The 24971-nt window shown below is 68.0% G+C and carries 27 protein-coding genes; 19 read left to right on the top strand and 8 right to left on the bottom strand.

The features are described from left to right. The first annotated feature begins 108 nt into the window (after positions 1–108). Positions 109–1512, top strand: coding sequence for an oligosaccharide flippase family protein (locus tag BLR90_RS08875; RefSeq protein ID WP_091024689.1), 1404 nt, complete (start codon positions 109–111; stop codon positions 1510–1512). Positions 1513–1871: 359 nt separating this feature from the next. Here BLR90_RS08875 and BLR90_RS08870 read toward each other — a convergent pair whose 3' ends face one another. The 5 genes from BLR90_RS08870 to cysC all read right to left on the bottom strand — a co-directional run bounded on the left by BLR90_RS08870 (position 1872) and on the right by cysC (position 8341). Next, on the bottom strand, positions 1872–3170 hold the full coding sequence (locus BLR90_RS08870; protein WP_245715220.1) for a sulfate adenylyltransferase subunit 1: 1299 nt from the start codon (positions 3168–3170) through the stop codon (positions 1872–1874). After that, entirely contained in the window at positions 3170–4084 is a 915-nt protein-coding gene (cysD, locus tag BLR90_RS08865; protein WP_091024687.1) for a sulfate adenylyltransferase subunit CysD, read from the bottom strand. The genes BLR90_RS08870 and cysD overlap by 1 nt, the downstream gene beginning before the upstream one ends. Positions 4085–4192: 108 nt before the next feature. Then, positions 4193–5425: a mannose-6-phosphate isomerase, class I gene (manA, locus tag BLR90_RS08860; protein WP_170254255.1), complete on the bottom strand. Its 1233-nt coding sequence runs from the start codon at positions 5423–5425 to the stop codon at positions 4193–4195. A 28-nt stretch (positions 5426–5453) separates the two neighbouring features. Then, positions 5454–6467: a sulfite exporter TauE/SafE family protein gene (locus BLR90_RS08855; RefSeq protein WP_091024683.1), complete on the bottom strand. Its 1014-nt coding sequence runs from the start codon at positions 6465–6467 to the stop codon at positions 5454–5456. After that, positions 6464–8341: an adenylyl-sulfate kinase gene (gene cysC, locus BLR90_RS08850; RefSeq protein WP_091024681.1), complete on the bottom strand. Its 1878-nt coding sequence runs from the start codon at positions 8339–8341 to the stop codon at positions 6464–6466. The genes BLR90_RS08855 and cysC overlap by 4 nt, the downstream gene beginning before the upstream one ends. Before the next feature lie 96 nt (positions 8342–8437). On the opposite strand from cysC, the gene BLR90_RS08845 reads away from it, so the two are divergent. The 9 genes from BLR90_RS08845 (at position 8438) to BLR90_RS08805 (ending at position 15937) form a co-directional block, all read left to right on the top strand. Then, positions 8438–8788 carry a phosphomannose isomerase type II C-terminal cupin domain gene (locus tag BLR90_RS08845; protein WP_091024679.1) on the top strand — a complete coding sequence of 117 codons (351 nt, stop codon included), beginning with the start codon at positions 8438–8440 and terminating at the stop codon, positions 8786–8788. A gap of 10 nt (positions 8789–8798) precedes the next feature. Further along, a complete protein-coding gene (locus BLR90_RS08840) occupies positions 8799–9461 on the top strand; it encodes an acetyltransferase (protein WP_091024677.1) in 663 nt (220 codons plus the stop codon). Then, entirely contained in the window at positions 9458–10420 is a 963-nt protein-coding gene (locus BLR90_RS08835) for an asparaginase (RefSeq protein WP_091024675.1), read from the top strand. Before BLR90_RS08840 ends, BLR90_RS08835 begins: the two co-directional genes overlap by 4 nt. A gap of 162 nt (positions 10421–10582) precedes the next feature. Next, the gene (locus BLR90_RS08830) at positions 10583–10960 is read left to right on the top strand and encodes a helix-turn-helix domain-containing protein (RefSeq protein ID WP_091024673.1); all 378 of its coding nucleotides are present in this window, start codon (positions 10583–10585) and stop codon (positions 10958–10960) included. A 64-nt stretch (positions 10961–11024) separates the two neighbouring features. Then, a complete protein-coding gene (locus BLR90_RS08825; RefSeq protein WP_143016163.1) occupies positions 11025–11654 on the top strand; it encodes a hypothetical protein in 630 nt (209 codons plus the stop codon). A 103-nt stretch (positions 11655–11757) separates the two neighbouring features. Further along, positions 11758–12030 carry a DUF2516 family protein gene (locus BLR90_RS08820; protein WP_091024669.1) on the top strand — a complete coding sequence of 91 codons (273 nt, stop codon included), beginning with the start codon at positions 11758–11760 and terminating at the stop codon, positions 12028–12030. 93 nt (positions 12031–12123) lie between these two features. Then, a complete protein-coding gene (locus BLR90_RS08815; RefSeq protein WP_091024667.1) occupies positions 12124–12489 on the top strand; it encodes a phosphomannose isomerase type II C-terminal cupin domain in 366 nt (121 codons plus the stop codon). 118 nt (positions 12490–12607) lie between these two features. Next, a complete protein-coding gene (locus BLR90_RS08810; protein WP_091024665.1) occupies positions 12608–13996 on the top strand; it encodes a tyrosine-protein kinase domain-containing protein in 1389 nt (462 codons plus the stop codon). Between the two features lie 102 nt (positions 13997–14098). Beyond that, on the top strand, positions 14099–15937 hold the full coding sequence (locus BLR90_RS08805) for a polysaccharide biosynthesis protein (RefSeq protein ID WP_091024663.1): 1839 nt from the start codon (positions 14099–14101) through the stop codon (positions 15935–15937). On the opposite strand, the gene BLR90_RS08800 is transcribed toward BLR90_RS08805, so the two are convergent. Further along, positions 15895–17301 carry a sugar nucleotide-binding protein gene (locus BLR90_RS08800; RefSeq protein ID WP_091024661.1) on the bottom strand — a complete coding sequence of 469 codons (1407 nt, stop codon included), beginning with the start codon at positions 17299–17301 and terminating at the stop codon, positions 15895–15897. The genes BLR90_RS08805 and BLR90_RS08800 overlap by 43 nt on opposite strands. Before the next feature lie 200 nt (positions 17302–17501). Here BLR90_RS08800 and BLR90_RS08795 point away from each other — a divergent pair, with 200 nt between their 5' ends. Then, positions 17502–17807, top strand: coding sequence for a GIY-YIG nuclease family protein (locus tag BLR90_RS08795; RefSeq protein WP_091024659.1), 306 nt, complete (start codon positions 17502–17504; stop codon positions 17805–17807). A gap of 113 nt (positions 17808–17920) precedes the next feature. Here the strand turns inward: BLR90_RS08795 and rfbB are convergent, their stop codons facing one another. Continuing rightward, a complete protein-coding gene (gene rfbB / locus BLR90_RS08790; RefSeq protein WP_091024657.1) occupies positions 17921–18922 on the bottom strand; it encodes a dTDP-glucose 4,6-dehydratase in 1002 nt (333 codons plus the stop codon). 22 nt (positions 18923–18944) lie between these two features. Between rfbB and rfbA the strand changes: the two genes are divergently transcribed. The 5 genes from rfbA to BLR90_RS08765 all read left to right on the top strand — a co-directional run bounded on the left by rfbA (position 18945) and on the right by BLR90_RS08765 (position 22583). Continuing rightward, positions 18945–19817 (top strand): glucose-1-phosphate thymidylyltransferase RfbA, encoded by an 873-nt coding sequence (gene rfbA, locus BLR90_RS08785; protein WP_091024655.1) that lies wholly within the window; start codon positions 18945–18947, stop codon positions 19815–19817. Between the two features lie 85 nt (positions 19818–19902). Further along, positions 19903–20241 (top strand): ArsR/SmtB family transcription factor, encoded by a 339-nt coding sequence (locus BLR90_RS08780; protein WP_091024653.1) that lies wholly within the window; start codon positions 19903–19905, stop codon positions 20239–20241. Beyond that, positions 20238–20735, top strand: a complete 498-nt coding sequence (locus BLR90_RS08775; RefSeq protein ID WP_091024650.1) for an SRPBCC family protein — start codon at positions 20238–20240, stop codon at positions 20733–20735. Before BLR90_RS08780 ends, BLR90_RS08775 begins: the two co-directional genes overlap by 4 nt. Positions 20736–20802: 67 nt before the next feature. Further along, positions 20803–21807 (top strand): UDP-glucose 4-epimerase GalE, encoded by a 1005-nt coding sequence (galE, locus tag BLR90_RS08770; protein WP_091024648.1) that lies wholly within the window; start codon positions 20803–20805, stop codon positions 21805–21807. Further along, entirely contained in the window at positions 21804–22583 is a 780-nt protein-coding gene (locus BLR90_RS08765) for an N-acetylmuramoyl-L-alanine amidase family protein (RefSeq protein ID WP_091024646.1), read from the top strand. Before galE ends, BLR90_RS08765 begins: the two co-directional genes overlap by 4 nt. Here the strand turns inward: BLR90_RS08765 and BLR90_RS08760 are convergent. Beyond that, the gene (locus BLR90_RS08760) at positions 22549–22815 is read right to left on the bottom strand and encodes a hypothetical protein (RefSeq protein WP_218029498.1); all 267 of its coding nucleotides are present in this window, start codon (positions 22813–22815) and stop codon (positions 22549–22551) included. The two genes, BLR90_RS08765 and BLR90_RS08760, sit on opposite strands and share 35 nt — an antisense overlap. A gap of 94 nt (positions 22816–22909) precedes the next feature. On the opposite strand from BLR90_RS08760, the gene BLR90_RS08755 reads away from it, so the two are divergent. The 3 genes from BLR90_RS08755 to BLR90_RS08745 all read left to right on the top strand — a co-directional run bounded on the left by BLR90_RS08755 (position 22910) and on the right by BLR90_RS08745 (position 24935). Further along, positions 22910–23815, top strand: coding sequence for an alpha/beta hydrolase (locus BLR90_RS08755; RefSeq protein WP_091024644.1), 906 nt, complete (start codon positions 22910–22912; stop codon positions 23813–23815). 77 nt (positions 23816–23892) lie between these two features. After that, positions 23893–24267 (top strand): ribbon-helix-helix protein, CopG family, encoded by a 375-nt coding sequence (locus BLR90_RS08750; protein WP_091024642.1) that lies wholly within the window; start codon positions 23893–23895, stop codon positions 24265–24267. Positions 24268–24269: 2 nt separating this feature from the next. Continuing rightward, complete coding sequence (locus BLR90_RS08745) at positions 24270–24935, top strand: Fic family protein (RefSeq protein ID WP_091024639.1); 666 nt, start codon at positions 24270–24272, stop codon at positions 24933–24935. Positions 24936–24971: the final 36 nt, after the last annotated feature.

Genomic DNA, 24971 nt, shown 5'->3' with positions numbered 1-24971 from the left:
TGTTTGGGCGGATCGCCGGACTGGGACCGGTTGTGGACAAGTGCCGAGAGGGACGGGCGCTATCGAGAGGGCTGGGCACTATGAGGGTGGATTCACGGGGCCCTGCATATGAATAGGTACCGGCGCCTTGTGGCGAACGTTGGTGTATTCGCTGTCGGCAATGCCAGCGTGCAAATACTCTCCCTCGCAATGTTGCCCTTTTACACTCGTCACCTGTCTACAGGACAATACGGTGCAGTGGATCTTGCCATGACGAGCTTGGCGTTGCTCGTGCCGATAGCATCGGTCAGCATCTATGAGGGTGTGCTGAGGTTCGCGATTGACCCCAACTATTCGCGCCAGCGGGTGCTGTCTACGAGTTTGGCTGTAATGGCGACGGGGGCGGCAGTTGCTGCATTGTTGCTGTGGTTGCTGCGTCTCGGCGGATTCATATGGCTACCCCCCTTTTTTCATTGGGTGCTTTTTGCTCAGATGTTGCAGATCTTCTTGGCTCAATACACCCGCGCGCGGGGGCGCACTGTTCTCTACGCTGTTAGCGGCGTAGTGTTAGCGGGCAGTCTTGCCGTATTCAATATTGCATTGATCGCCGCGTTGGGGATGGGTGTTGATGGATACATGCTGGGGATGTTTGCTGCCAATCTCACCTCGATTTCTGTGCTGATCTGGTTTGATGGGCGCGACCTGCGGCGGCCGAGCAAGGTGAGCCCTGCGCTGGCCGTTGAACTCCTGAGATATTCTTTGCCTCTTGTGCCCAATGCGGCAATGTGGTGGCTTATCAGTGGCTCTTCTCGATTCGTTCTCTTACACTTTGAGGGTTTGAGGGTGGTGGGGTTGTACGCGGTTGCGTCACGGATTCCATCAGTGCTCTCAATGCTCACACTTGTGTTTGGGAGGGCGTGGCAGCAATCCGCGTTCGAAGAAGTGAACTCGGAAACTAGAGCGCGCTTCTACTCGCGGGTCTTTGAATATCTCGTATTGATGTCCTTTCTGGCCACCTCTCTCGTTCTCTTATTCCTCAAGACTGGGTACGAACTCCTAATTGCGCGGGAGTACGCCGAGTCCTGGATCTATGTTCCGGTGCTAATACTTGCCGTCTTGTTTCAGAGTTTTGCGTCCTTCTTCGGCACAAACTATTCGGCGGCGATGAAGACGGGTGGAGCGTTGACTACGTCCATACTGGGAGGGGTCGCGAGCGTCGGCCTCAGTGTCGTACTTGTGCCTCTGTGGGGCGGCATGGGTGCGAGTTCTGGGGTGGCGGGCGGGTTTCTTGTCATGTGGTTGTTGCGTGTCGTAGGGACGCGTTCCTACGTTCAGATTGCAATGCCCTCACTAGCAGTCCGATTGTCCGCTGTGGTCGTAGGAGCCCAGATGGTTTCTCTGTACGTGGGTCTTGATCGACAGATCGAGTTCGTAGTCGGACTATCCCTTTTCGGGCTGCTTGCCGCTCTCAACTGGGGGCATCTTGCGGGTTTGATTCGGTTTCTGGGTCGCCACGATGCCGTCAATCCGTAGTGTGCATAGACGGGCCAGCCTTAAGGGTGGACGTGCGCAGCTACCCATACACGCCAGCGCTTCGAAGTGCCCGCAGCAATCGAGCGCTGGCTCGCTGGCGCATCCCCTACCCTGTAGCTTCCGTGACGCGAACAGCGTGAACGAGTTGGTATGACATGCGAGGCACTCTCTGCGTGCGCTCGCAAGCCCCTGTGCTTGGGCGCATGAGCATGCTCGTACGTCAATACTCCTCCAGAGTCTCGTTCTGTCGCGGCCTATTTGATGCCTTCCGTGAACGGAATGGTCTGGCTCGACGGGACGATCAAGAGAGTGCGCAGCCAGGCAGCAAGTGCCTAGCCAAATGGTGATGGAAGCGACCCTCAACTGGCGTTGTTGATCATGCCGGCGCCGACGGTGATGCCGGTGGCCTCGTCGATCAGGATGAAGGAGCCGGTGGTCCGGTTCTTCGAGTAGGGGTCGCACAGCAGCGGCACGGTGGTGCGCAGCTGGACGCGGCCGATCTCGTTGCGGCCCAGCTCCTTGGTCTCCTGGTCGCGGTGCAGGGTGTTGACGTCCAGGCGGTACTGGATGTCCTTCACCAGCGCGCGGGCCACACGGGTCGTGTGCTTGATCGCCAGCTTCTGACGCGGCTTGAGCGGCGCGTCGGCCATCCAGCAGATCATCGCGTCGATGTCCTGGGACGGCTTGGGAGCGTTGGCAGGGCGCGCGATCATGTCGCCTCGCGACACGTCGACGTCGTCCTCGAGGCGGACGGTCACCGACATCGGAGGGAAGGCCTCGGTGATCTCCTTGTCGAACAGGTCGATGCCGGCGATCTTGGAGGTCATGCCGCTGGGGAGGACGACGACCTCGTCGCCCGGCTTTAGGACGCCACCGGCGACCATGCCGCCGTAGCCGCGGTAGTCGTGGTGCTCGTCGGACTTCGGGCGTACGACGTACTGGACCGGGAACCGGACGTCGACCAGGTCGCGGTCGGAGGCGACGTGGACGTTCTCGAGGTGGTGCATGAGCGTCGGGCCGGAGTACCAGTCCATGTTCTCGGAGCGGTTGACGACGTTGTCGCCGGCGAGCGCCGAGATCGGGATGACCTCGAGGTCAGGGATGTTGAGCTTGGTGGCGAACGTCGTGAACTCGGCCTGGATCTTGTCGTAGATCTCCTGGGAGTAGTCGACGAGGTCCATCTTGTTGACGGCGAGCACCAGGTGCGGCACCCGGAGCAGCGACAGGATCACCGCGTGGCGGCGCGACTGCTCGGTGAGCCCCTGGCGGGCGTCGACGAGCACCAGGCCGAGGTCGGCGGTGGAGGCGCCGGTGACCATGTTGCGGGTGTACTGCACGTGGCCCGGGGTGTCGGCGATGATGAACTTGCGCGCGGGCGTGGCGAAGTAGCGGTAGGCGACGTCGATCGTGATGCCCTGCTCGCGCTCGGAGCGCAGGCCGTCGGTCAGCAGAGCCAGGTCGGTGTAGTCGTAGCCCTTGGAGGCACTGGTGGCCTCGACGGCCTCCAGCTGGTCCTCGAAGATCGACTTGGAGTCGAGCAGCAGGCGCCCGATGAGCGTGGACTTGCCGTCGTCGACAGAGCCGGCGGTGGCGAAGCGGAGCATGTCCATGTTGGCCGTGAGGGACTCGGTGACGGTGGCCTCCGTGGGGGCTGGCATCAGAAGTAGCCTTCCTTCTTGCGGTCTTCCATGGCTGCTTCGGAGAACCGGTCGTCACCGCGGGTCGCGCCCCGCTCGGTGAGCTTGGCGATCGACACCTCGGCGATGATCTCGGGGATGGTGGACGCGGTCGACTCCACGCACCCGGTCAGCGAGATGTCGCCGCAGGTGCGGAAACGCACGGTGCGCTCTTCGACGACCTCGCCCTGACGGAGCGGGTTGAGCGGCGTCTCGCTCATCAACATGCCGTCGCGCTCGAACACGCGGCGCTGGTGGGAGAAGTAGATCGGCGGGATCTCGATGCCCTCGCGGCCGATGTAGTCCCAGACGTCCAGCTCGGTCCAGTTGGAGATCGGGAAGATCCGCATGTGCTCGCCGGCGTGCAGGCGTCCGTTGTAGAGGCTCCACAGCTCGGGGCGCTGCATCTTGGGGTCCCACTGGCCGAACTCGTCGCGGTGGGAGTAGACGCGCTCCTTGGCCCGGGCCTTCTCCTCGTCGCGGCGACCCCCACCGAAGGCGGCAGTGAAGCCGTTCTCCTCGATGGCGTTGAGCAGCACGGCGGTCTGCATCCGGTTGCGGCTGGTCTTGCCGTCGTCGACGACCACGCCGTTGGCGATGGCGTCGTCGATGCTGGCCACGACGAGCTTGACGCCCAGGCGGTTGACCCAGTTGTCGCGGGTGACGAGCACCTCGGGGAAGTCGAGGCCGGTGTCGATCTGAAGCACGGGGAAGGGGATCTTGGCCGGGTAGAAGGCCTTCTCGGCCAGGCGAAGCATCACGATGGAGTCCTTGCCGCCCGAGAACATCAGGACGGGCTTCTCGAACTCGGCGGCGACCTCGCGGAAGATGTGGATCGACTCGGCTTCCAGCTGGTCGAGCTGGCTCAGCCGGTAGTCGGCATGCGTCTGGGTCATGGGAAAACAGGGACCTCTCGGTGGGACAGCAGCCCACATCGTAGCCAGGTCGTCCGGGGAGGACGGAAACGTGACCATTGTCGAGTTGACCACATCACATTATCGGACTCAGGCGGGCACCGAACCGACGGCTATCTCGCCGTCGCCCGTGACGTCGAACGGCCCGTCCTCGTGTGCCACGAAGACCGCATCGCCCCGGACCAGGGTGAGCCGCTGACGCTCGCTCGCCACCTCGACGGTGCCGTCGAGCACCAGCAGCAGCCGTGGGCCCGACGCGGGCAGCCGGCGCAGCGGTGGCCGCCCCACGGTCAGGCTGAACTCCGAGACCGGTGGCTCGATGTGGGTGAAACCGTGACCGCGCTGGATGGACTGCCAGCGCGGCGGCGGGATGGGCGTGAAGTTGGTGACGTGGAGCAGCTCGGCGACGTCGCGGTGCTTGGGCGTGAGCCCGGCGCGCAGGACGTTGTCGGAGGACGCCATGATCTCGACCCCGAAGCCGGAGGTGTAGGCGTGGATCATGCCGGCGTTGACGAACATCGCCTCCCCTGGGGCGAGGACGACGTGGTTGAGCAGGAGCGCGACGAGGACGCCGGGGTCTCGGGGGTACTTCGCGGCCAACCCGCCGAGCAGGGCGAACACCCGGACCGCCTCCCGGTTGACCAGGCGCCGGTCGCGGCCGGACGAGCGGTTCCGCAGGTCGGTACGGCGTCCGCGCGCCTCGGCGTGGGTGGCGGCGTGGCCGACGTCGCGCAGCGTGCGGGCCAGGCCGCGCCCGGACAGGGAGAGGATCTCCGTGGTGGCCGCCTCGAGTGTCTGGTGCGGTGGCCCGTCCTCGAGCCGCCGGGCGAGGTCGTCGGCCCACGGGAGGCTGAGCAGCCGGAGCAGCTCGACCGTGCCCGGCACGTCGCGGAAGCCGGCCATCCCCTCGAAGCGGGTCAGGGCGAAGAGGAGCTCCGGCTTGTGCCACTGGTCCTTGTAGCTGCGGACCGGGGCGTCCACGGGGATGCCCTCGGCGTTCTCTCGGGCGTGGCCGCTCCTGGCCCGCTCGCTGCTGGGGTGGACCTGGAGCGACAGCGGCTCGTCGACCGCCAGCACCTTCATCAGGAACGGCAGCCGGTCGCCGAAGATGTCCGCGACCCGGCTGCCGAGGAGCTGCTGCGGGGCGTCGGCGATCATCTCGCCGAGCGAGGTCCCGTCGGGCAGCCGCGAGGGGTCACCCTCGTGAGCGCCGATCCACAGCTCCGCCTCCGGCCGGCCCGACGGCGTACGCCCCAGGAACTCGGCAAGACGCGTCCTGGAACCCCAGGCGTAGTCGCGCACCGCGTTGCTCAGCAGGAACATGTGCCCCTCGTGTCCCCCGCCAGTGGCACTAGGGAGCGTCGCCGTCGCGGGGCGGCGAAGGTGTGGCCCGGGCATAGCCCATGTCCTCGAGCTCCGCGACCGTAGGTGCCCCGAACATCGGCAGCCCCTGCTCCTTGCGTAGGAGCCCCCAGACGAGGGGGACGAGGACGACCATGATCAGACCGATGACGCCGATCAGGATCGGGTGGGTCTCCTCCACGCCGAGGGGCGCCCAGCCAGCCTTGTCGAGCAGGGCCACGCCCGACATGGTCAGGACGACGACGATCGCGCGCCGGATGAACGACTGCGGCACCCGCGGCGCCAGCTTGCTGCCGATGATCGTGCCGGGCACCGAGCCGAGGACCAGCGGGATCGTCAGGCCCATGTCGAGGCCGTCGTTGACGATGATGTTGGAGATCGCGGCCGCGAGCACGAGGGGGACGGCCTGCACGAGGTCGGTGCCGACCAGCTTCACCGCGGACAACCCGGGGTAGAGCATGAGCAGCGCGACCATGATCACCGAGCCGGAGCCGACACTGGTGATGCCGACGAGCAAACCGCCGAGCGCGCCGACGAGGAACGTCGGCAGCGGCCGGACCCGCGGGTTCGGGTCGCCGCTCTCGCCACCCGCCCGCACACGGCGCAGGTTGATGTAGAGGCGCAGGGCGTAGGTCGCGGCCGCGAGCAGCAGCGCGAAGCCGATGCTCATCTTGAGCACGTCGTCGACGTCCTCCGGGTCGACCACGCCGGCCAGCAGATGCGGTCCGGCCAGCGCCGTCGGGACGGAGCCGAGGACCAGCCACTTGGCCAGGTCGAGGTTGGGCGAGCCCTCGCGCGAGTGCACGATCGCGCCGCCGGTCTTGTAGATCGCCGCAGCCGTGAGGTCTGCGGTGACGATCTTGGCCGTGTCGCCGACGCCCAGGAAGATGAGGGCGGGGGTCATCAGGGCGCCGCCGCCCATCCCGGTCAGGCCGACCACGATCCCGACGAAGAACGCCGCGGCCAGGATCGAGGGGAAGTCGGAGGTGAACCAGTCGCTCATGCCGTGATCCTGTCGGACCCGGTCAGCGCCGGGACCACGACGCGCAGCAGGTCGTCGATCTGCGTCGCGCAGGCCTCGGCGGCCTCCGGTCCGCGCCCGTAGGGGTCGTGCACGTCGAAGCGCGGCTCGGCGGTGCCCCGTCGGTCACCGACGGCCAGGACCAGTTCATGGCCGGCCAGGTCGAAGTTGGCCACGGCTTCCGCGAACTGGCCCAGCGTGAAGACCTTGCGGAACTCGCCCGGGTGGTCGTCGAGGATGAAGCTCCGGTGCGACATCTCGGCGGTGAGGATCAGGTCGGCCTGCTCGATGAGCGCCGCGCTCAGCGGCCGGCTGGTGAACTCGTCGCTCTCGAGCCCTCGCCGTCCCAGCGCCTCGGCCATGACGCCGTCCATCGGGTGGTCGCGGAACCCGTGGGTGCCGGCACTGCGGAACTGGACGCCGGGCTGGTCGGCGCTCGCAGTGCGGGCCGTGATCTCCATGTACGGCGAGCGGCAGATGTTGGCGGTGCAGACGAAGAGCACCTGGAGGGCTGGGCGCTCCTCTGCGGGTGGTTTCGAGGCTCGCTCCGCTCGCACCTCAACCACCGTTGGGTCGCCCTCGTCTTCGCTGGTCGAGGTGCGAGGAGCGCTAGCGACGAGCCTCGAGACCTCGTCAGGGTCAGCGTCCTCGTCGGTCAGGTCGAGGAAGCCGGCCGAGGCCAAGGCGTCCAGGACGTCGTCGAGGGCATCCTCGATCGAACGTCCGGTGGTGTCGACCCGGACATCGGCGTCGTCCGGCTCCTCGTAGGGCGACGAGATGCCGGTGAACTCCGGGATCTCGCCGGCGCGCGCCTTCGCGTAGAGCCCCTTGCGGTCGCGACGCTCGCACTCCTCGAGGGGCGTGGCCACGTGCACGAGGAAGAAGGCGCCCCCAGCCTCCTCGACCATCGCACGGACCTGCTGGCGGGTGGCGTCGAAGGGGGCGATCGGGCTGCACACGGCGAGGCCGCCGTGACGCGAGATCTCGGCGGCCACCCAGCCGATTCGGAGGATGTTGGTCTCACGGTCCTGCTTGGAGAAGGTGAGGCCGGCCGACAGGTTGCGACGTACGACGTCGCCGTCGAGGCTGGTGACGGTGCGCTCGCCCTGCTCGAGCACGCGGTCCATGAGCGCGCGGGCCAGCGTCGACTTGCCACTGCCGGACAGCCCGGTGAAGAACAGCACCAGCCCCTGCTCCTCGGGCGCGGGCCGGTCGGCGGCGACGATCTCGGCGATCTCGAGGGGCAGCTCGCCGGCGTCCTGGAGACCGTGGACCCGGTCGATCCCGGCGTAGTTGGCGACCACCTGGACGCCGAGGGCGTGGTCGACGTCTGCGTCGCCGTGCGAGGCGAGCGGCACGGCCACCACCTCCGCGTCGAGGTGGTCGGCCGCTGTGAGCGTCGCGCGCAGCAGCGCGACCGGCGACAGGGACGGGGTGCCGCGGCCGACGAGGGCGAGCAACACGGCCGGGCCGAGGTCCCGGACCTCGCGCAGCTGGACGTCGGTGAGGGCGTCGGTCACTGGGACGAACGCGCGGCCGGCGTACTGGGCGCGCACGTCGGCGGGGGAGAGGTAGAAGCTGCGGAACGGGCCGTACTGCGCGTGGGTGAGGGGCTCGACCGTCCAGGGGCCGTCTCCGACCGCGACCCGGGCCAGCGGCAGGCCCTCGGGGTCGACCAGCTCGACGGCCCCGGCCCGTGCCGCCTGCTCGAGAACCTCGGGAGGCAGCGTGAGGGTGACCGGGCTGTCCGGCTCGTTGAACGCGCGGATGGGGGACAGGGCTCCGACGCTCAGCAGCTCGAGGTCGTCGAGCTCGCGCTGGGAGGGGCAGTGCTGGGGTACGACAGGGGACGGCACGGGGTCATCCTGCCACCGGTCTCCCGGTCGCCCACACGTGGCGGGCGCAGCGTTGGTAGCGTTTCGACGCGCCGTCCCCCATCCTCTGGAGAATCCGTGACCGAGCTTTCGCAGGACCGCCCCTGGGGCTCCTGGCACGTGATCGAGGACGGCCAGGGCTACAAGGTGAAGCGGATCGTCGTCCACCCCGGGAAACGGCTGTCGTACCAGACCCACCGGCACCGCTCCGAGCACTGGGTCGTCATCTTCGGCGTCGCCACCTGCACCATCGACGACCAGGTCGTGGTCGCCTGGCCCGGCGAGTGCATCGACGTACCGATCGGGGTCGCGCACCGTCTGTCCAACGAGCACTTCGAGGACCTCCAGATCATCGAGGTGCAGCAGGGCGCCTACACCGGCGAGGACGACATCACCCGCCTCGAGGACGACTTCGGGCGCGCTGAGTGAAGGCCCAGCCGTGAGTCAGCAGATGATCGCAAAGCAACGCCTCGCTCTTGTGGGTGGCGGGGGTTTTGGCCGAGAGATCCTCGACATCGTCGATGCGATCAATGCCGTCGCGCCTTCGCGAGCTCACATTGAAGTTGTCGGAGTGTTTGACGACGGGCAGCCCGACAGGAAACTCCTGGCGAGCTACGATGTGGAGCACGCGGGCACCGTGTCGGACCTCTTGGATCTTCCCGATGAAGTCTCCGTGGTTGTGGGAGTCGCCCACCCGTACACGCGTAGCCGGCTCGTGAAGGCAGTCGGCCACCGCGCGCGGCTGACTCTGGTACATCCGACTGCGACCGTGGGGCGCGCTGTAAGGATTGGACGAGGTGCCGTCGTCTGCTCGCACGTCAGTATCGCGAATCATGTGGTCATCGGTGATGACACCCAGATAGGTGCGAACAGCACGATCGGCCACGACTGTCGAGTCGGATCCTGCGTGACCATCAGCCCATTGGTAGCCGTCAGCGGAAACATCAGTCTGGGCAACGGGTCGTTTCTCGGCACCGGCGCCTCGTTCAAGCAGGGGCTTGTGATCGGCGCTAACGCTGTCGTGGGTAGCGGTGCCGCTGTGACACAAGACGTTGAGCCCGACACGACGGTCGTAGGCGTGCCTGCGAAACCGCTCCCATGATGGGCGGGCAGCCGGTCGTCGCCGAGATCGTCAGGTCCGGTTTCGTCGAGGGCCACCACTACGGGTCCGTCGTGGCGCTCGCCGCCGACGGCTCGGTGGACTGGTCCATCGGGGTGGTCGACCAGCCGATGCTGCCGCGCTCCTGCAACAAGCCCCTTCAGGCCCTGGCGATGGTGCGGCTCGGGCTGGACCTGCACGACGACCTGCTGGCGCTGGCCTGCGCCTCGCACTCCGGGGAAACGATGCACGTCAACGGGGTACGACGGATCCTGGCGACCACAGGGCTCGACGAGTCGGCGCTGCAGACCCCGCCCGACTACCCGCTCGACGACGACGCCCGAGCCGCCGCGATCCGCGCCGGCCACGACAAGAGCCCGATCGCCATGAACTGCTCGGGCAAGCACGCCGGGATGCTGGTGACCTGCGCGGTCAACGGCTGGGACCTCGCCACCTACCGCGACCCGGACCACCCGCTCCAGCAGGCGATCCTGGCGACGTTCGCGGAGCTGACCGGTGAGCCCGTGACCACCATCGCCGTCGACGGCTGTGGTGCCCCGCTGCTCTCCACGACGTTGGTCGGACTGGCCCGGGCGTTCCGTGCGCTGGCGGTCGCCACCGAGGGACCCGAGGCGCGGGTGGCCAACGCCATCCGGCGGCACCCGGCATACGTGTCCGGCACCCAGCGCGACGAGCACGCGCTGCTGACCGCGATCCCCGGGGCGATCGGCAAGGCCGGCGCGGAGTCCTGCTACGCCGTCGCGCTGCCGGACGGCCGGGCGTTCGCCCTCAAGACGGACGACGGAGCCCCGCGGGTGCGACCGGTGCTGATGGCGGCTGCGCTGCGCCGCTCCGGCGTGGACGCCGAGCCCGGGGTGGATGGTGACGCGGTGCGACGTACCGGGGTCGCGGAGCTGCTGGGTGGCGGCGTACCTGTCGGCGAGATCCGCGCTGTCTTCTGAGAATTCGTGGTGCGGGATCTCGAGGCTCAGGCGCCAGGGCGCCTTCGCACCTCGATCAGCGGTGGTGGCTGCAAGCAGAGATTCTCAACTGCACAAGGGTTGTGGGACACGTCACCGCGTCACAGTTTGCATTTTGCTAGCAACAGTTAGCACTATGGAGACGTGGTAAAAGGAAAGGTAGGCAAGACCGTCGAGTCACTCGGCGACTACCTGAAGGAGCAGCGGGTCGCGTCCAGGCTCTCGCTCCGGCAGCTGGCCGAGCAGGCTGGCGTGTCCAACCCCTACCTCAGCCAGATCGAACGCGGCCTGCGCAGGCCCTCGGCCGAGGTGCTGCAGCAGATCGCCAAGGCACTGCGAATCTCGGCGGAGCAGCTCTACATCCGCGCCGGGATCCTCAGCCCCGAGGACGGTGTCGGCGGCTCGGTAGAGCTCGCCGTGCTCAACGACGCCGGCCTCACCGAGCGGCAGAAGCAGTCCCTGCTCGATGTCTACTCCTCGTTCCTGGCGCTCAATGCCGGACGCCCGGCGGACGAGAGCTGACCTGCACGACCGCACCATCCCCACCCCCGCAAACCCGATGCACCACCAACTGAAGGAGATCGACATGGCCAAGGCCAAGTTCGACATCAAGACCCTGGAGCTTCCCCCCGTCGCGGCCAAGCCGCTCTACGCCGGCGTCGGCGTCACCGACCTCGCGGTCGAGTACGTGCGTGAGTACGTCGCCGACGTGCAGAAGAAGCTCGTGGGCTACCAGAAGGACGTCCAGAAGACCGTCACTGGCTTCGACTTCGAGCCCAAGGCCCTGCGCAAGCAGGCCGTGACCGTCGTCAACGCGCGCCGTGCGGCTGTCGAGGCCCGCGTCGCGGAGCTCCAGGCCGACGCCCAGGCTCTCCCGACCAAGGTCCAGAGCGCCGTCAACGAGAACGTCTCCACGCTGACCGACACCTACGCCGACCTGGCCAAGCGTGGCGAGGTGCTGGTGACCCGGATCCGCAAGCAGGAGTCGACCAAGGCGACGAAGTCCTCGGCCAAGACCACCACGGCGAAGGCCAAGACCACGAACACCCAGGCCACCAAGGCCACGAAGTCGACGGCCAAGAAGGCCACGACCACCGCGAAGAAGTCCTCGGCCCCCGCGCGCAGCAGCGCCAAGGCCACCGTGACCGCCGCAAAGAAGACCGCGACGAACGCCGCCCAGGCGACGACCGACGCGGCCGAGAAGGTCGGCGACTGAAGAGACCCGGCTGACGGCCAGCTGAGGCTGTTCTGACGCAACACGAGACCCCCGGAGGTATGTGCTCCGGGGGCCTCGCTGTCTCCGGATAAGGTTGGTTCTCATGGGAGTTCTCGAAGGACAGATCGCGCTGCTGGTCGCGCTGGCGATGCTCGCGGTCAAGATCTTCGCGTTCGTCAACGCGCTGACCTTCTCCGCCGAGTCCTACGTCGCCGCCGGCAAGCTCACCAAGCCCGCCTGGTCGATCGGCCTCGGCCTCGGCGTGGTGCTCCAGCTGATCCTGCTCGGCAGCATCCTCAACCTGGCCTTCACGATCGCCGCGATCGTCTTTCTGGTCGATGTCCGCCCGGCACTCGCGGGGTTAAAGCGTCGGTAACAGTTGGGTATTTGGCTGTCGCCGGCCGGGCAGTTCCCCTAGCCTCTGAGATCTCGGGTTTTCGTCTCGGACCTACTTGCTGGGGGGCAAACCATGATCGGCGACTTCGACGAGCGGCCCTGGGGGGCGTGGCAGGTCCTGGACGAGGGCGAGGGCTTCAAGGTCAAGCGGATCGTCGTCAAGGCACATCAGCGGCTGTCGTACCAGACTCACGAGCACCGCGCCGAGCACTGGTCGATCGTCAGTGGTCGGGCCACCTGCGTCGTCGACGGCGAGACCGTGCTGGCCGGACCGGGTGAGTCGGTCGACGTCGAGATCGGCCAAGCGCACCGGATTACCAATAGGGAGGACTACCCGCTCATCCTCATCGAGGTGCAGCGCGGTGCCTACTGCGGCGAGGACGACATCTGCCGGCTGGAGGACGACTACGGTCGCGCCTCGGTGGCCGTCTCCGCCTGACGTCGCCCTCTTCGACCTCCAGTCGGGGCCCGCCTGTTGGTTTCGGCCGACCCGTGACCTGCCGTTACAGTGACCTTCGCGCCGCGCGTGGGGAGCGCCACGACAGGACGGGACGATCTTGGAACTGAAGGACTACTGGCAGACGATCCGTCGTCGCTGGAAGCTGATCGTCGTGGTCTTCCTGGTGTGCGTGGGCGCCGCCGGCTTTGTGACCTGGCAGGCGACGCCGCTCTACTCCTCGTCAGCCCGGATCTTCGTCTCCACCACGCCCTCCGACACCAGTGACGCACTCGCGGGCAACACGTTCGCGACGCAGCGCGCGGCGTCGTACGTCGACCTGGTCGGCACGCGCAAGCTGGCGGAGAGCGTGGCTAGCGACCTCGGCGGGTCTGCCACCAACGACCCGCAGGACTTGCGCGATGCCATCTCGGCCGAGGTTGTTCCTGAGACCGTCAACATCGTGATCACCGCCACCGATCCCGATCCATCCAAGGCCCGCGACGTCGCCCAGGCCTACGCCGAAGCCATGAGCGACTTGGTGGCGGACCTCGAGACGCCTCCCGGCAAGTCGAACGCACTCATCACAGCGTCGATCGTTGACAACGCCGAGGTCTCGTCGTCTCCGGTGAGCCCGCAGCCGCTCCGCAACGTCGGCTTGGGAGCGATCCTGGGCCTGCTTCTGGGCATGGGGCTGGCGGTGCTGCGCGAGCTGATGGACACCACTCTGAAATCGGCCGAGGACATCGGCCACGTCACGGCTGCTCCACTCCTAGGGCACATCAACCGCGACCCGGCCGCTGTGAAGAAGCTGCCGGTGAAGGCGCTCGCCGAGTCGACACCATGGGCGGAGGCGTTCCGCGTGCTGCGGACCAACATGCAGTACGTCGACGTCGACAACGAGCGCCGGGTCTTCGTGGTGTCGAGCTCTTTGCCCGCGGAGGGCAAGACGACGACGGCGGTCAACCTCGCCATCACCCTGGCGATGACGGGCGAGCGCGTCGCGCTCGTCGAATGCGACCTGCGGCGCCCCCTGATCGCCCGCCGGCTCGGGCTCGACGACGCCGTCGGCACGACCAGCGTGCTGATCGGCAAGGTCTCGCTGAACGACGCCCTCCAGACGTACGAAGGAACGGACCTCGAGGTCCTCGCGTGTGGCCCCCTGCCGCCCAACCCCTCGGAGCTGCTCCAGTCGCAGGCAATGGGACTCCTCATCAAGGACCTGCGAGAGCGCTTCGACATCGTCATCCTCGATGCGCCGCCTCTCCTGCCCGTGACCGATGCCGCCCTGCTGTCGGCCCAGGCCGACGGCATGCTGGCGGTCGTTCGGCACGGGAAGACGACGAAGGACCAGCTCGGTCACGCCCTGGAGCGGGTCGAGCAGGTCGACGCCAAGTGTGTCGGGGTGGTCGTCAACCTGGCACCTGCGAAGAAGAACCGCGGCTACGGGTATGGCTACGGCTACTCCTACGCGCCGGCGAAGGCGGAGTCTCGGAAGCGTCGGAACTAGGCTTCGGCTGGTGTGCTTGTCCGGCTTTGCGTGAAGGGGCCTCAGCCGTTCAGATCTCCGCGATACTGCTGTCCTACCACCGAGAGTTGGAGCCTGGTTGTCGTGAGCAACGTCGTTGCGCTTGCCCGTCGCTTCCGGGTCCTGTTGGCGGCCGGGCTAGATGTCGCGGCCTGGATGTTCGCGTACCTGGCGTTTGCATGGCTACGGTTCGACACCGAAACCGTGGGCGTGCCCTGGGTGACCGTCACGGCCGTCGGCGCCGGGACGGCGCTGCTCTTCCTCGGGTTAGCCTCCTTCGTCCGCCTGCACCAGGGACGCGCGCGAGTGGCCAGCCTCGAGGAGATGCTGCTGCTCGGCGTCTGCGTGGCGAGCTCGGGTGGCTTGGTCGCGACGGTCAACCTCTTCGCGCACTGGGTGCCGCGCACCGTACCGGCGGGCGCGACCCTGCTGGCGCTGGTCGTGATGGCGTATGCCCGCGCCTCGTGGCGGCGGTTCAACGAGTTCGACGACGAGCGTTTTTCTGACGACGGCTCGACCCGCGTGCTGGTGGTGGGGGCAGGCGAAGCCGGCCGCGAGCTGATCAGCTCGATGCTGCGCGACCCCCAGCGTGCGTGGCGGCCCGTCGCGATCCTCGACGACGACCACCGCAAGCGGCACCTGCGCATCCGCCAGATCCCGGTCGTCGGTACCACCGAACGCCTCGCCGAGAAGGCGGTCGAACACCGCGTCGGCACCGTAGTCCTGGCGCTGCCCAGCGCATCTTCGGCGACGATCAACCGGCTCCGCCTCGCGGCGCTCGACGCCAACCTCGCGGTGAAAGTGCTGCCGGCCAGCACCCAGCTGCTCAGCGAACACGTGGGCATCCGCGACCTGCGCGACATCAACCTGACCGACGTCCTCGGTCGCAACCAGCTCGACACCGACATCGGGTCGATCGCGAAGTACCTCACCGGGCGCAGGGTCCTGGTGACGGGCGCCGGCGGCTCGATCGGGTCCGAGCTGTGCCGCCAGATCCACCGCTTCGCGCCGGCGGAGCTGATGATGCTCGACCGCGACGAGTCGGCGCTCCACGCACTTCAGCTGTCGATCCACGGGCGCGCCCTGCTCGACTCCGACGAGGTGATCCTGTGTGACATCCGCGACCGGGCGGCGGTCAACAGCATTTTTGCCGCACGTCGGCCCGACGTGGTCTTCCACGCGGCGGCACTGAAGCACCTGCCGATGCTCGAGCAGTATCCCGCGGAGGCGGTCAAGACCAACATCGTCGGGACCGCCAACGTGCTGGACGCGGCGGACCTGGTCGGCGTCGACCGTTTCGTGAACATCTCCACCGACAAGGCCGCAAATCCGTGCAGCGTCCTGGGATACTCCAAGCGGATCTCGGAGTGCCTGACCGCCACGAAGGCTCAGGATGCGCAAGGTGCATTCCTCTCAGTGCGCTTCGGCAACGTGCTCGGCAGCCGCGGTTCTGTGCTCACGTCGTTCGCGAAGCAGATCGCGGACGGCGGGCCGGTCACGGTCACGGACCCCGACGTGACCCGCTACTTCATGACGATCGAGGAGGCCTGCCAGCTGGTCATCCAGGCGGCGGCCATCGGTGGCCCCGGTGAGGCTCTCGTGCTGGACATGGGCGAGCCCGTCCGCATCGTCGACGTGGCGCACCAGCTGATCGACCAGTCCGGCACGCGCGTAGAGATCGAGTTCACAGGACTTCGCGAGGGCGAGAAGATGCACGAGGAGCTTTTCGGCGACGACGAGCCGCAGGACATCCGGCCGGTGCACCAGCTGGTGTCACACGTGCCTGTGCCCCTCATGTCGCTCGACTGTGTCGCTGCTCTACCCGTGACCGGTTCTGTCGACACGGTTCGAGCCGCGATGGCCCAGCTGTGCCGATCGGCTCAGGTCCCCGGGTCCGCCGCTGGGTTCCAGCCGGCCAAGTAGTCGTCCAGCGCGACCATCGCGTCGACCGACTCGAACCCCGTCGCGCGGATCTTGTCGAGAGACATGGTGCTGCTCGCCGGACGCGGTGAGAGTGACTTGCCCGCGGCGTACTCCGCGGTGGTGATCGGGCGTACGTCGGTCGCGGAACGCCCGGCCAGCTCGAAGACGGCGCCGGCGATCTCCGCCCAGGACATCGCCGGCCCACTGTTGCTGAGGTTGTAGGTGCCGAAGGGTGCGGCGACGTCGAGCAGGTGCCTGGTCGCGCGGGTCAGCTCAGAGGTGAACGTGAGCCGCCCGACCTGGTCGGAGACCACGTCGGGGGACACGCCCTGGTCGGCCAGCCGCTTCATGGTGCGCACGAAGTTGTTGCCCCGGCCGATGACCCAGGACGTGCGCAGCACGTAGTGGCGAGCCGCGGTGCCGACGGCCAGGTCGCCTGCTGCCTTCGACTGTGCGTAGACGCCCAGCGGTGAGACCGGCTCGTCCTCCGTGTGGTCCGGGACGGTCCCGTCGAAGACGTACTCCGACGAGTAGTGCACCAGCGTGAAGCCGTGCTCGTCCGACAGCCGCGCGAGCGTGGCCGGCGCGGTCGCGTTGGCTGCCCACGCAGTACGGCGTCCGTCGGGCGTCTCGGCGGCGTCGACGGCCGTGTAGGCGGCCGCGTTGAGGACGAGGCCGTAGTCCTGCCACGGCCACGCGGCGACCGCGTCGGCGTCGGTCAGGTCGAGCTCGGCGACGTCGACCAGGTCGGCACCGGGGAAGACCGGCTGAAGGGCGCGTCCGAGCTGCCCGAGCGCGCCGATGATCAGGGTCTTCTTCGGCGCCATTGGGGTGACGGCGTCAAGCTTGGGGTTGGCCAGGTCCTTCTCCGAGATCTCGCATTCGTCGAGCGGGATCGGCCACGGGATGCCCAGGGTCTCGTCGCCGAGGTGCAGCGCCGGATAGGCCGTGCCGGGGCGCCAGTGGTCGTTGACGAGGTAGGTGTAGGCGACGCCGTCCTCGAGGGTCTGATAGCTGTTGCCGACGCCGCGGGGCACGAAGACCGCCACGGACGGGTCGATCTCCACGTGGAACGTCGTGCCGAACGACTTGCCTTCGCGCATGTCGACCCAGGCCGCGAAGATCCTGCCGTTGGCGACCGAGACGAACTTGTCCCACGGCTCCGTGTGGATGCCGCGCGTCGCCCCGCGGGCGGCGTTGAAGGAGATGTTGTTCTGCACCGGCCCGAAGTCCGGCAGCCCGAGGGCGACCATCTTCTCGCGTTGCCAGTTCTCCTTGAACCAGCCACGGGCGTCCTCGCGGACGTCGAGGCGGACTACGAGCAGCCCCGGGATCGGGGTCGTCTCGACCGTGAGGTCGCTCACGAGGCCCCCGTGACAGCGTGGCGTGGTTTCGAGGCTCGCTTCGCTCGCACCTCAACCACCGTTGAGAGTGAGTTCGACGGTGGTTGAGGTGCGACGAGCGCTAGCGAGGAGCCTCGAAACCACCCCACGCGGACGCGGTCATCCACAGGCGAGCATCGACGTACTCGCGCGCTGCCGTCGTACGTCGCATCGTTCGGGGCATGCCTCACGCCTACATCGTGCGCTGCAGCGACGGGAGCTACTACGTCGGCAGCACGTGGGACCTCGACACCCGCCTCTGGCAGCACAACAACGACGGGGGAGCGGCGTACACGCGGTGCCGCCAACCGGTCGTGCTGGTGTGGAACGCGGAGTTCGACTCGATCGCGGAGGCGTTCGCTTTCGAGAAGCGGGTGCAGGGATGGAGCCGGGCGAAGAGGGAGGCGCTGATCCGTGGGGACTTCGACGCGTTGCCGGAACTGTCGCGCCGGCCATCGGCGCGTCGAAAGCGCGGTGATCCGTCCTGAGGGTGGTTTCGAGGCTCGCTTCGCTCGCACCTCAACCACCGTTGGGAGAGCTCGCTTCGCTCGCACCTCAACCACCGTTGGGAGAGCTCGCTTCGCTCGCACCTCAACCACCGTCACGCCTGGCCCTTGGCGGCGTACGACGCCTCGGTGGCCTGCTTGTGGGGGCGCCACCAGTCCTCGTGGGCCTGGTACCAGGCGATGGTGCGGGCGAGGCCCGCCTCGAAGTCGGGGTAGGTGGGGCGCCAGCCGAGCTCTTCGCGGAGCTTGGAGGAGTCGATCGCGTAACGCAGGTCGTGGCCGGCGCGGTCGGTGACGAGGTCGTAGTCGTCGGCGGGGCGGCCGAAGTGCTCGAGGATGCGGCCGACCACGTCGAGGTTGTTGCGCTCGCCATCGGCGCCGATCAGGTAGGTCTCGCCGATCCGGCCCTGCTGGAGGATCAGCCAGACCGCCGACGAGTGGTCCTCTGCGTGGATCCAGTCGCGCACATTGGTGCCCGTGCCGTAGACCTTCGGGCGGTCGCCGTCGATCACGTTGGTGATCTGGCGTGGGATGAACTTCTCGACGTGCTGCCACGGGCCGTAGTTGTTGGAGCAGTTGCTGATCGTCGCCACCACGCCGAAGCTGCGCACCCACGCGCGCACCAGGTGGTCGGAGCCGGCCTTGGCGGCGGAGTAGGGGCTGCTCGGGTTGTACGGCGTCGCCTCGGTGAACCGCTGCGGGTCGTCGAGCTCCAGGTCGCCGTAGACCTCGTCGGTGGAGATGTGGTGCAGCCGGGTGCCGTGGCGCCGGGCCGCCTCCAGGATCTGGAACGTGCCGACGATGTTGGTCTGGATGAACGGACCTGGCTCGGTCAGCGAGTTGTCGTTGTGGGACTCCGCCGCGAAGTGCACGACCGCGTCACTCGCCGCTACCAACCCGTCAACCAGCGCGCCGTCTGCGACGTCGCCCACGACCAGCGACACCCGGTCACTGGGGAGACCCTCGAGCGACTCCCGCGACGCGGCGTACGTCAGCTTGTCGAGCACCGTGATCCGCACGGCGGTCTCGCGCACGAGATGATGGACGAAGTTGGAGCCGATGAACCCGGCCCCGCCGGTCACTAGTACATGTTCCACGGCTTCACCCTAGGCTCCGGCCATGCGCGGAATCATCCTGGCCGGCGGCACCGGCTCCCGTCTGCACCCGATCACGCACGCGGTGAGCAAGCAGCTGATGCCGATCTACGACAAGCCGATGATCTACTACCCGCTCTCCACGCTGATGCTCGCCGGCATCCGCGAGGTCCTCGTGATCACCACCCCGCACGAGTCGGAGCAGTTCCGCCGGCTGTTGGGTGACGGGTCCCAGTTCGGGATCGACATCAGCTACGCCGTGCAGCCGTCGCCGGACGGGCTGGCCCAGGCGTTCGTGATCGGCGAGAAGCACATCGGTGGTGAGACCGCCGGCCTGGTGCTGGGCGACAACATCTTCCACGGCGCAGGTCTGGGCACCCGGCTGCGGCGCTTCGCAGACATCGATGGCGCTGCCGTCTTCGGCTACCGCGTCGCCGACCCGACGTCCTACGGCGTGGTGGAGTTCGACGATGAGGGCCGGGCGTTGTCGCTCGAGGAGAAGCCGGAGCGCCCGCGGAGCCACTACGCCGTCCCGGGGCTCTACTTCTATGACAACGGCGTCGTGGAGATGGCGAAGCACCTCGAGCCGTCGGCGCGCGGCGAGCTCGAGATCACCGACCTCAACCGGCTCTACCTCGAGCAGGGACGCCTCCAGGTCGAGGTGCTGCCTCGAGGCTCCGCCTGGCTGGACACCGGGACCTTCGACGACATGAACGACGCCAGCAACTTCGTGCGGGCGATCGAGAAGCGCCAGGACACCAAGATCGGTGCGCCCGAGGAGGTGGCCTGGCGGATGGGCTTCATCGACGACGACGGTCTCGCCGGTCTCGCCGAGGGTTTGGCGAAGAGCGGGTACGGCGCCTACCTGACGCGGCTCCTCGAGGAGTCGCATCAATGACGCACGGCCATCCGCAACCTGATGGTTGACAAAGGGGAGCAACGGTCTTAGCGTTTTCGTCAACCAATCGGTTGAGGAGGATGTGATGGCGGACCAGCTGTCGCGGGTGTTCCAGGCGCTCGGCGACCCGACCCGGCGCGACCTCGTCGCGCGGCTTGCGGTCGCCGACGCCACGGTCGGCGAGCTCGCGGCGCCGTACGACGTCAGCCTGCAGGCGATCTCCAAGCACCTGAAGGTGCTGGAGGAGGCCGGTCTCGTCAGCCGCAGCCGCGACGCGCAACGGCGTCCGGTGCACCTCGAAGCGGAGGTGTTCGACCTGATGACGAAGTGGATCGAGCGATACCGCCAGGAGGCCGAGGAGCGGTTCAGCCGCCTCGACGCGCTGCTGGCCCGAGAGGACGAGTCCGAAGGAGAAGCACCATGAGTGCCACCACCGGCAGCACAACCACCAAGCAGACCACGATCGAGGCCGACCCGGAGGTCCCCACGATCACGATGACCCGCGAGTTCGACGCACCGCCCGAGCGGGTGTTCCAGGCCTGGGTCGACCCGGAGCTGTTCGTGCAGTGGATCGGGCCGCGCAGCATCGACACCCGGATCGAGCACTGGGACGCGCGCACCGGCGGCAGCTGGAGCTACACCGCCGAGCGCGAGGACCTGCACGAGACGTTCTTCGGGTCCTTCCACGAGGTGCGGTCGCCCGAACGCCTCGTGCAGACGTTCACCTGGGGTGGCGAGCCCGACTCGGTCTCGCTCGAGACACTGAGGTTCGAGCCGCTCGAGGGCGGCCGCACCCGGATCGTCGGCGTCAGCGTCGTCGAGTCGATGGAGTTGCGCGACCTGATCCTGTCCAGCGGCATGGAGGTCGGCGTCAACGAGGGTTACGAGAAGCTCGACGAGCTGCTCGCCCGCGGCTGAGGGGGTTTCGAGGCTCGCTGCGCTCGCGCCTCAACCACCGTGGGGGGCGGCCGATATCCTGCCCGGCATGAAGGTTCTCGTCACCGGCGGCGCCGGCTACATCGGTTCGACCACGGCCAAGGCGCTCGAGCAGGCCGGGCACACCCCGATCATCCTCGACTCGCTGCTCAACGGCCCGCTCGTCTTCGTGCGCGACCGGGCGTTCTACGAGGGCGACATCGCTGACCGCGAGCTGCTCCGGCGGATCGTCGCCGAGCACCCCGACCTCGACGCCACCATCCACATGGCTGCACGGATCGTCGTACCGGAGTCGGTGGAGCAGCCCTACATGTATTACCGCGACAACGTCGCGAAGTCGCTGGAGCTCTTCGACGAGCTCGCGGCCCTCGGCAAGAACCGCGTGCTCTTCTCGTCCTCGGCGTCGCTCTACGCGACCAAGGACGACTTCGAGGTGACCGAGCAGGACCCGCTCGACCCCCAGTCGCCCTACGCCCGCACCAAGCGGATGATGGAGCAGGTCCTCGAGGACATGGCGGCCGCCACCGACCTGCGCGCGATCATCCTGCGCTACTTCAACCCGATCGGCTCCGACCCCGACCTCGAGTCCGGCATCTACGCCAAGGAGCCGTCGCACGTGCTCGGCCAGCTGGTCATGGCCGCCCGCGGCCAGAAGGACGCCTTCACGATCACCGGCGTCGAGCACCCCACCCGCGACGGCACCGGCATCCGCGACTACATCCACGTCTGGGACCTCGCCCGCGCCCACGTGCGCGCGATCGAGCAGTTCGACGACGTGATCGCCTCGGTCGGCTCGACCAGCACGGTCATCAACATCGGCACCGGTGAGGGGGTCACCGTCCGTGAGCTGGTCGCGTCCTTCGAGCGGGTCTTCGGCAGCGGCGTCCCGCTCGCCGAGGCGCCGCCACGGCCCGGCGACGCCGTCGGTGCCTTCGCCAACGCCGACAAGTCCGCGCAGCTCCTCGGCTGGAGCACGGAGCTGAGCCTCGACGACGCGATCGCCTCCGCGCTGGCCTGGGGCGAGAAGCGCCAGGAGATCCTGGGCTACGAGTGAGGCCTCGTACGGCGGCCGCGGTGGCCGTGGCCCTCGCGCTGACGCTGCCCGTGGGGGCGGCGGCCGGCGTCGAGGCGCGACCGGACGCCGGTTCCGCGCGGGCGCAGCCGCTCGCGGGACGGGTCGTGGTGATCGACCCGGGTCACCAGCTCGGCAACCACAACTTCCCGCGCCAGATCAACCGGCTGGTGCCCGCGGGCGGGTTCCGCAAGGCCTGCAACACCACGGGCACCGCGACCAACGGAGGCTTCTCCGAGGCCACGTTCGCCTGGCGGGTCGCTCGCCGGCTCCAGGCGCGTCTGGTCTTCCTCGGCGCGAAGGTCGTGCTCACGCGGACCAGCAACCGCCAGGACCGCTGGGGGCCGTGCGTCGACACCCGGGGCCGGGCCGGCAACAAGGTCGACGCCGACCTCAAGCTCAGCATCCACGGCGACGGCACGTACGCCTCCGGGGCTCGTGGCTTCCACGTGATCGCTCCCACCGACCGGCGCCGCTGGACCCACGACATCTTCCGGTCCTCCCGTGCATTGGCTGTGACCGTCCGGCGGGCGCTGCGAGAGGCCGGCTTCCCGGCCGCCAACTACATCGCCGGTGGCGACGGCCTCGACTTCCGTTCCGACCTCGGCACTCTCAACCTCTCCGACGTGCCGACCGTGATGGTCGAGCTCGGCAACATGCGCAGCCGTCGCGACGCGCGCCGGATGACCAGCACCGCCGGCCAGTCCGACTACGCCGACGGCCTCAGGCGGGCCGTGCTGCGCTACCTGACGCGCTGAGGTCGGCGGCCAGCTCTGCCGTCAGCTCGGCCCGATCCAGCCCGAATGCGGCTATCGCCTCGTCGAGGTCGGTGCGTCGCCCGGTGTCGTTGAGCTCGCGGGCGAGTACCAGAGCAGCGCTGGTCACGTCTGCACGCACGCGACGAAGCTCCTCGAAGTGGCCGATCGAGACCACGGCGGCGTCGGTGACAGACATGGTCCGTTCGCTGTGTGTCCCGGCGAAGTCCTTCATGCCCCAAACTGTACGGAAGTCCGCGCGTCGTAGGTTGGCTGAACTCGGCGGCCCGGCGCCGGCTGGCCTTTCCGGGGGATGGTTGGATTCGACTATGCCTCTCGACCCCGCCACCAAAGGCCTCCTCGACTTCATCGCCGGCAGCGGATACCCGCCCATGCATGAGGGAACGCCGGAGTCCGCACGCAAGGCGCTGCGGGCGATGTCGGTGGACCTGGTGCGGCCCGAGGACGTCGTCCCCGTCGGGGCTGTGGAGGCCACCACCGTCGCCGGGATGGATGCGCGCGTCTATCGCCCCGACGGCGACGTGCCGTGGCCCACGATGCTCTACCTGCACGGCGGCGGGTTCGTGATCGGCGACCTCGACACCCACGACCAGATCTGCCGCCGGATCTGCGCGGGCGCGTCGTGCGTGGTCGTATCGGTGGCCTACCGGCTCGCGCCGGAGGCGCCGTTCCCGGCGGCGGTCGAGGACGCGTCGGCCGCGCTGGTGTGGGTCGCCGAGCGGCTCGCTGATCTCGGCGGCAACGACCTCCTCGCGGTGGGCGGCGACAGCGCCGGGGGCAACCTGGCCGCCGTCGTGGCCCAGCAGCACCGCGACCTGGTCGGTGCTCAGGTGCTGATCTATCCCGCGACCCACCCGCTCGGCGACTACGTCTCGCGCGCCGACAACGCCGAGGGCTACCTGCTCGAGGCGGCCACGATGGACTGGTTCTTCACCCACTACGGGCCCACCGACCCCGATGACCCGCGGGTGGCGCCGCTGCTGGGCGACCTCACCGGGCTGGCGCCGGCCGTGGTGGTCACCGCCGAGTTCGACCCGTTGCGCGACGAGGGCGAGGCGTACGCCGACGCGCTGGCCGCCGCGGGGGTCCCGGTCGACCAAACCCGGTACGACGGGCTCATCCACGGCTTCATCGACATGGCCGCGATGAGCCCCGCGGCGGCCGCCGCCCTCGACGACCTGGTCCGTCGGATCGGTGCTCTGGTCCACCCCTGACCCGCAGCGGTTCCGGGCGATCTGGATGTCAGGTGAGTGGATTGACATCCACTTGGCCGAGGAGGACGATCGTAGGCGTGACGAAGCCGCGCGACAGCACGTTCCCGATGCGCTTCAAGCGACCCCAGACGAAGGAGGCGCTGAAGCGACTGGCTGCTGCCCAGGGCACGTCGATGACTGAGGTGGCGGAGCGTGCCATCGAGCACGAGGTCGCCTTGCTGGGGGCGGACATGGAGCGCCGCCTCACCGAAGCGCTGGAGGTCGTTCGCACCTACAACCAGGCGGGTCAGGGCGACGTCGAGGACTGGATCGACGCCGTTGCGGTTGGTGAGGAGTCGGGGCTCGACCCGATGCGTGATGTAGCGAACACCGCAGGAGTCGCTGCCCGCACCCAGGACGAGTCGACGCTGGACGACCCGTTCGGAGTGCTGGCCGCCTTCGCGCGGCGCTGAGGATGCCGGGACCGAGCTGGGGCGAGGACTCGCCCCAGGACGAGACACGGATTGCGTCGAACATCAAGGTCGTCCTGCGGGATGTGGTGACCAACGCGGCGCGGCGAGAATCCCCGACCATCGACCTTGCCAAGCACTGGCACCGGGACATCTATCGAGGGACGTCGTCGCCGCCGAAGCCTTCCTATCTTGGTGCTCTCCGAGGGAGCTCCGACCCGGACCTTCGCGACTACCAGGTTCATCTCGTCAGCACGAGGGGCCGCATCCTGGCCTCCGGAGCCCCGCCCGAGCAGGTCGCTGCCGAGCTCGCGACGTTCGAAAGGTCGATGCAGGCATCCGTGGTCAGCCTCGACGCCGCCATCCCGGTTGGGACCAGCCCGGTCGACACCAGGCAGGTCCTCGGCGTCGTCGAGCTCGCCGCCGTTGCCCACGGTGAATGGGTCCGCATCCACCCCTTCGCCAACGGCAACGGACGGACCGCGCGCACCTGGGCGAACTGGGTCGCTGTCCGATACGGCCTGCCGCCGTTCGTGCGGATCAAGCCACGCCCCGACGGGCTCCTGTACGGGCAGGCAGCGCACCTGAGCATGGGCGCGCCACCGGCAACCGGGCCAGACCACACGCTCACTGTCCAGGTCTTCTTAGATCTCCTTCGACAGCGTCCCTAGCGGTCAAGCGGAGCGAGCCTCGAGACCATCCGCAGT

Origin of the sequence: Nocardioides szechwanensis (assembly GCF_900103935.1) — a bacterium.
Taxonomy (GTDB): Bacteria; Actinomycetota; Actinomycetes; order Propionibacteriales; family Nocardioidaceae; genus Nocardioides; species Nocardioides szechwanensis.
This window is presented reverse-complemented; position numbering and strand designations above follow the sequence as displayed.

What these genes read in the sequence shown, in the direction of transcription:
- BLR90_RS08875 (WP_091024689.1), top strand. Translation starts at nt 109, where the DNA reads ATGAATAGGTACCGGCGCCTTGTGGCGAACGTTGGTGTATTCGCTGTC.
- BLR90_RS08870 (WP_245715220.1), bottom strand. Translation starts at nt 3,170, where the DNA reads ATGCCAGCCCCCACGGAGGCCACCGTCACCGAGTCCCTCACGGCCAAC.
- cysD (WP_091024687.1), bottom strand. Translation starts at nt 4,084, where the DNA reads ATGACCCAGACGCATGCCGACTACCGGCTGAGCCAGCTCGACCAGCTG.
- manA (WP_170254255.1), bottom strand. Translation starts at nt 5,425, where the DNA reads ATGTTCCTGCTGAGCAACGCGGTGCGCGACTACGCCTGGGGTTCCAGG.
- BLR90_RS08855 (WP_091024683.1), bottom strand. Translation starts at nt 6,467, where the DNA reads ATGAGCGACTGGTTCACCTCCGACTTCCCCTCGATCCTGGCCGCGGCG.
- BLR90_RS08835 (WP_091024675.1), top strand. Translation starts at nt 9,458, where the DNA reads ATGATGGGCGGGCAGCCGGTCGTCGCCGAGATCGTCAGGTCCGGTTTC.
- BLR90_RS08825 (WP_143016163.1), top strand. Translation starts at nt 11,025, where the DNA reads ATGGCCAAGGCCAAGTTCGACATCAAGACCCTGGAGCTTCCCCCCGTC.
- BLR90_RS08820 (WP_091024669.1), top strand. Translation starts at nt 11,758, where the DNA reads ATGGGAGTTCTCGAAGGACAGATCGCGCTGCTGGTCGCGCTGGCGATG.
- BLR90_RS08815 (WP_091024667.1), top strand. Translation starts at nt 12,124, where the DNA reads ATGATCGGCGACTTCGACGAGCGGCCCTGGGGGGCGTGGCAGGTCCTG.
- BLR90_RS08795 (WP_091024659.1), top strand. Translation starts at nt 17,502, where the DNA reads ATGCCTCACGCCTACATCGTGCGCTGCAGCGACGGGAGCTACTACGTC.
- rfbA (WP_091024655.1), top strand. Translation starts at nt 18,945, where the DNA reads ATGCGCGGAATCATCCTGGCCGGCGGCACCGGCTCCCGTCTGCACCCG.
- BLR90_RS08780 (WP_091024653.1), top strand. Translation starts at nt 19,903, where the DNA reads ATGGCGGACCAGCTGTCGCGGGTGTTCCAGGCGCTCGGCGACCCGACC.
- BLR90_RS08775 (WP_091024650.1), top strand. Translation starts at nt 20,238, where the DNA reads ATGAGTGCCACCACCGGCAGCACAACCACCAAGCAGACCACGATCGAG.
- galE (WP_091024648.1), top strand. Translation starts at nt 20,803, where the DNA reads ATGAAGGTTCTCGTCACCGGCGGCGCCGGCTACATCGGTTCGACCACG.
- BLR90_RS08760 (WP_218029498.1), bottom strand. Translation starts at nt 22,815, where the DNA reads ATGAAGGACTTCGCCGGGACACACAGCGAACGGACCATGTCTGTCACC.
- BLR90_RS08755 (WP_091024644.1), top strand. Translation starts at nt 22,910, where the DNA reads ATGCCTCTCGACCCCGCCACCAAAGGCCTCCTCGACTTCATCGCCGGC.
- BLR90_RS08745 (WP_091024639.1), top strand. Translation starts at nt 24,270, where the DNA reads ATGCCGGGACCGAGCTGGGGCGAGGACTCGCCCCAGGACGAGACACGG.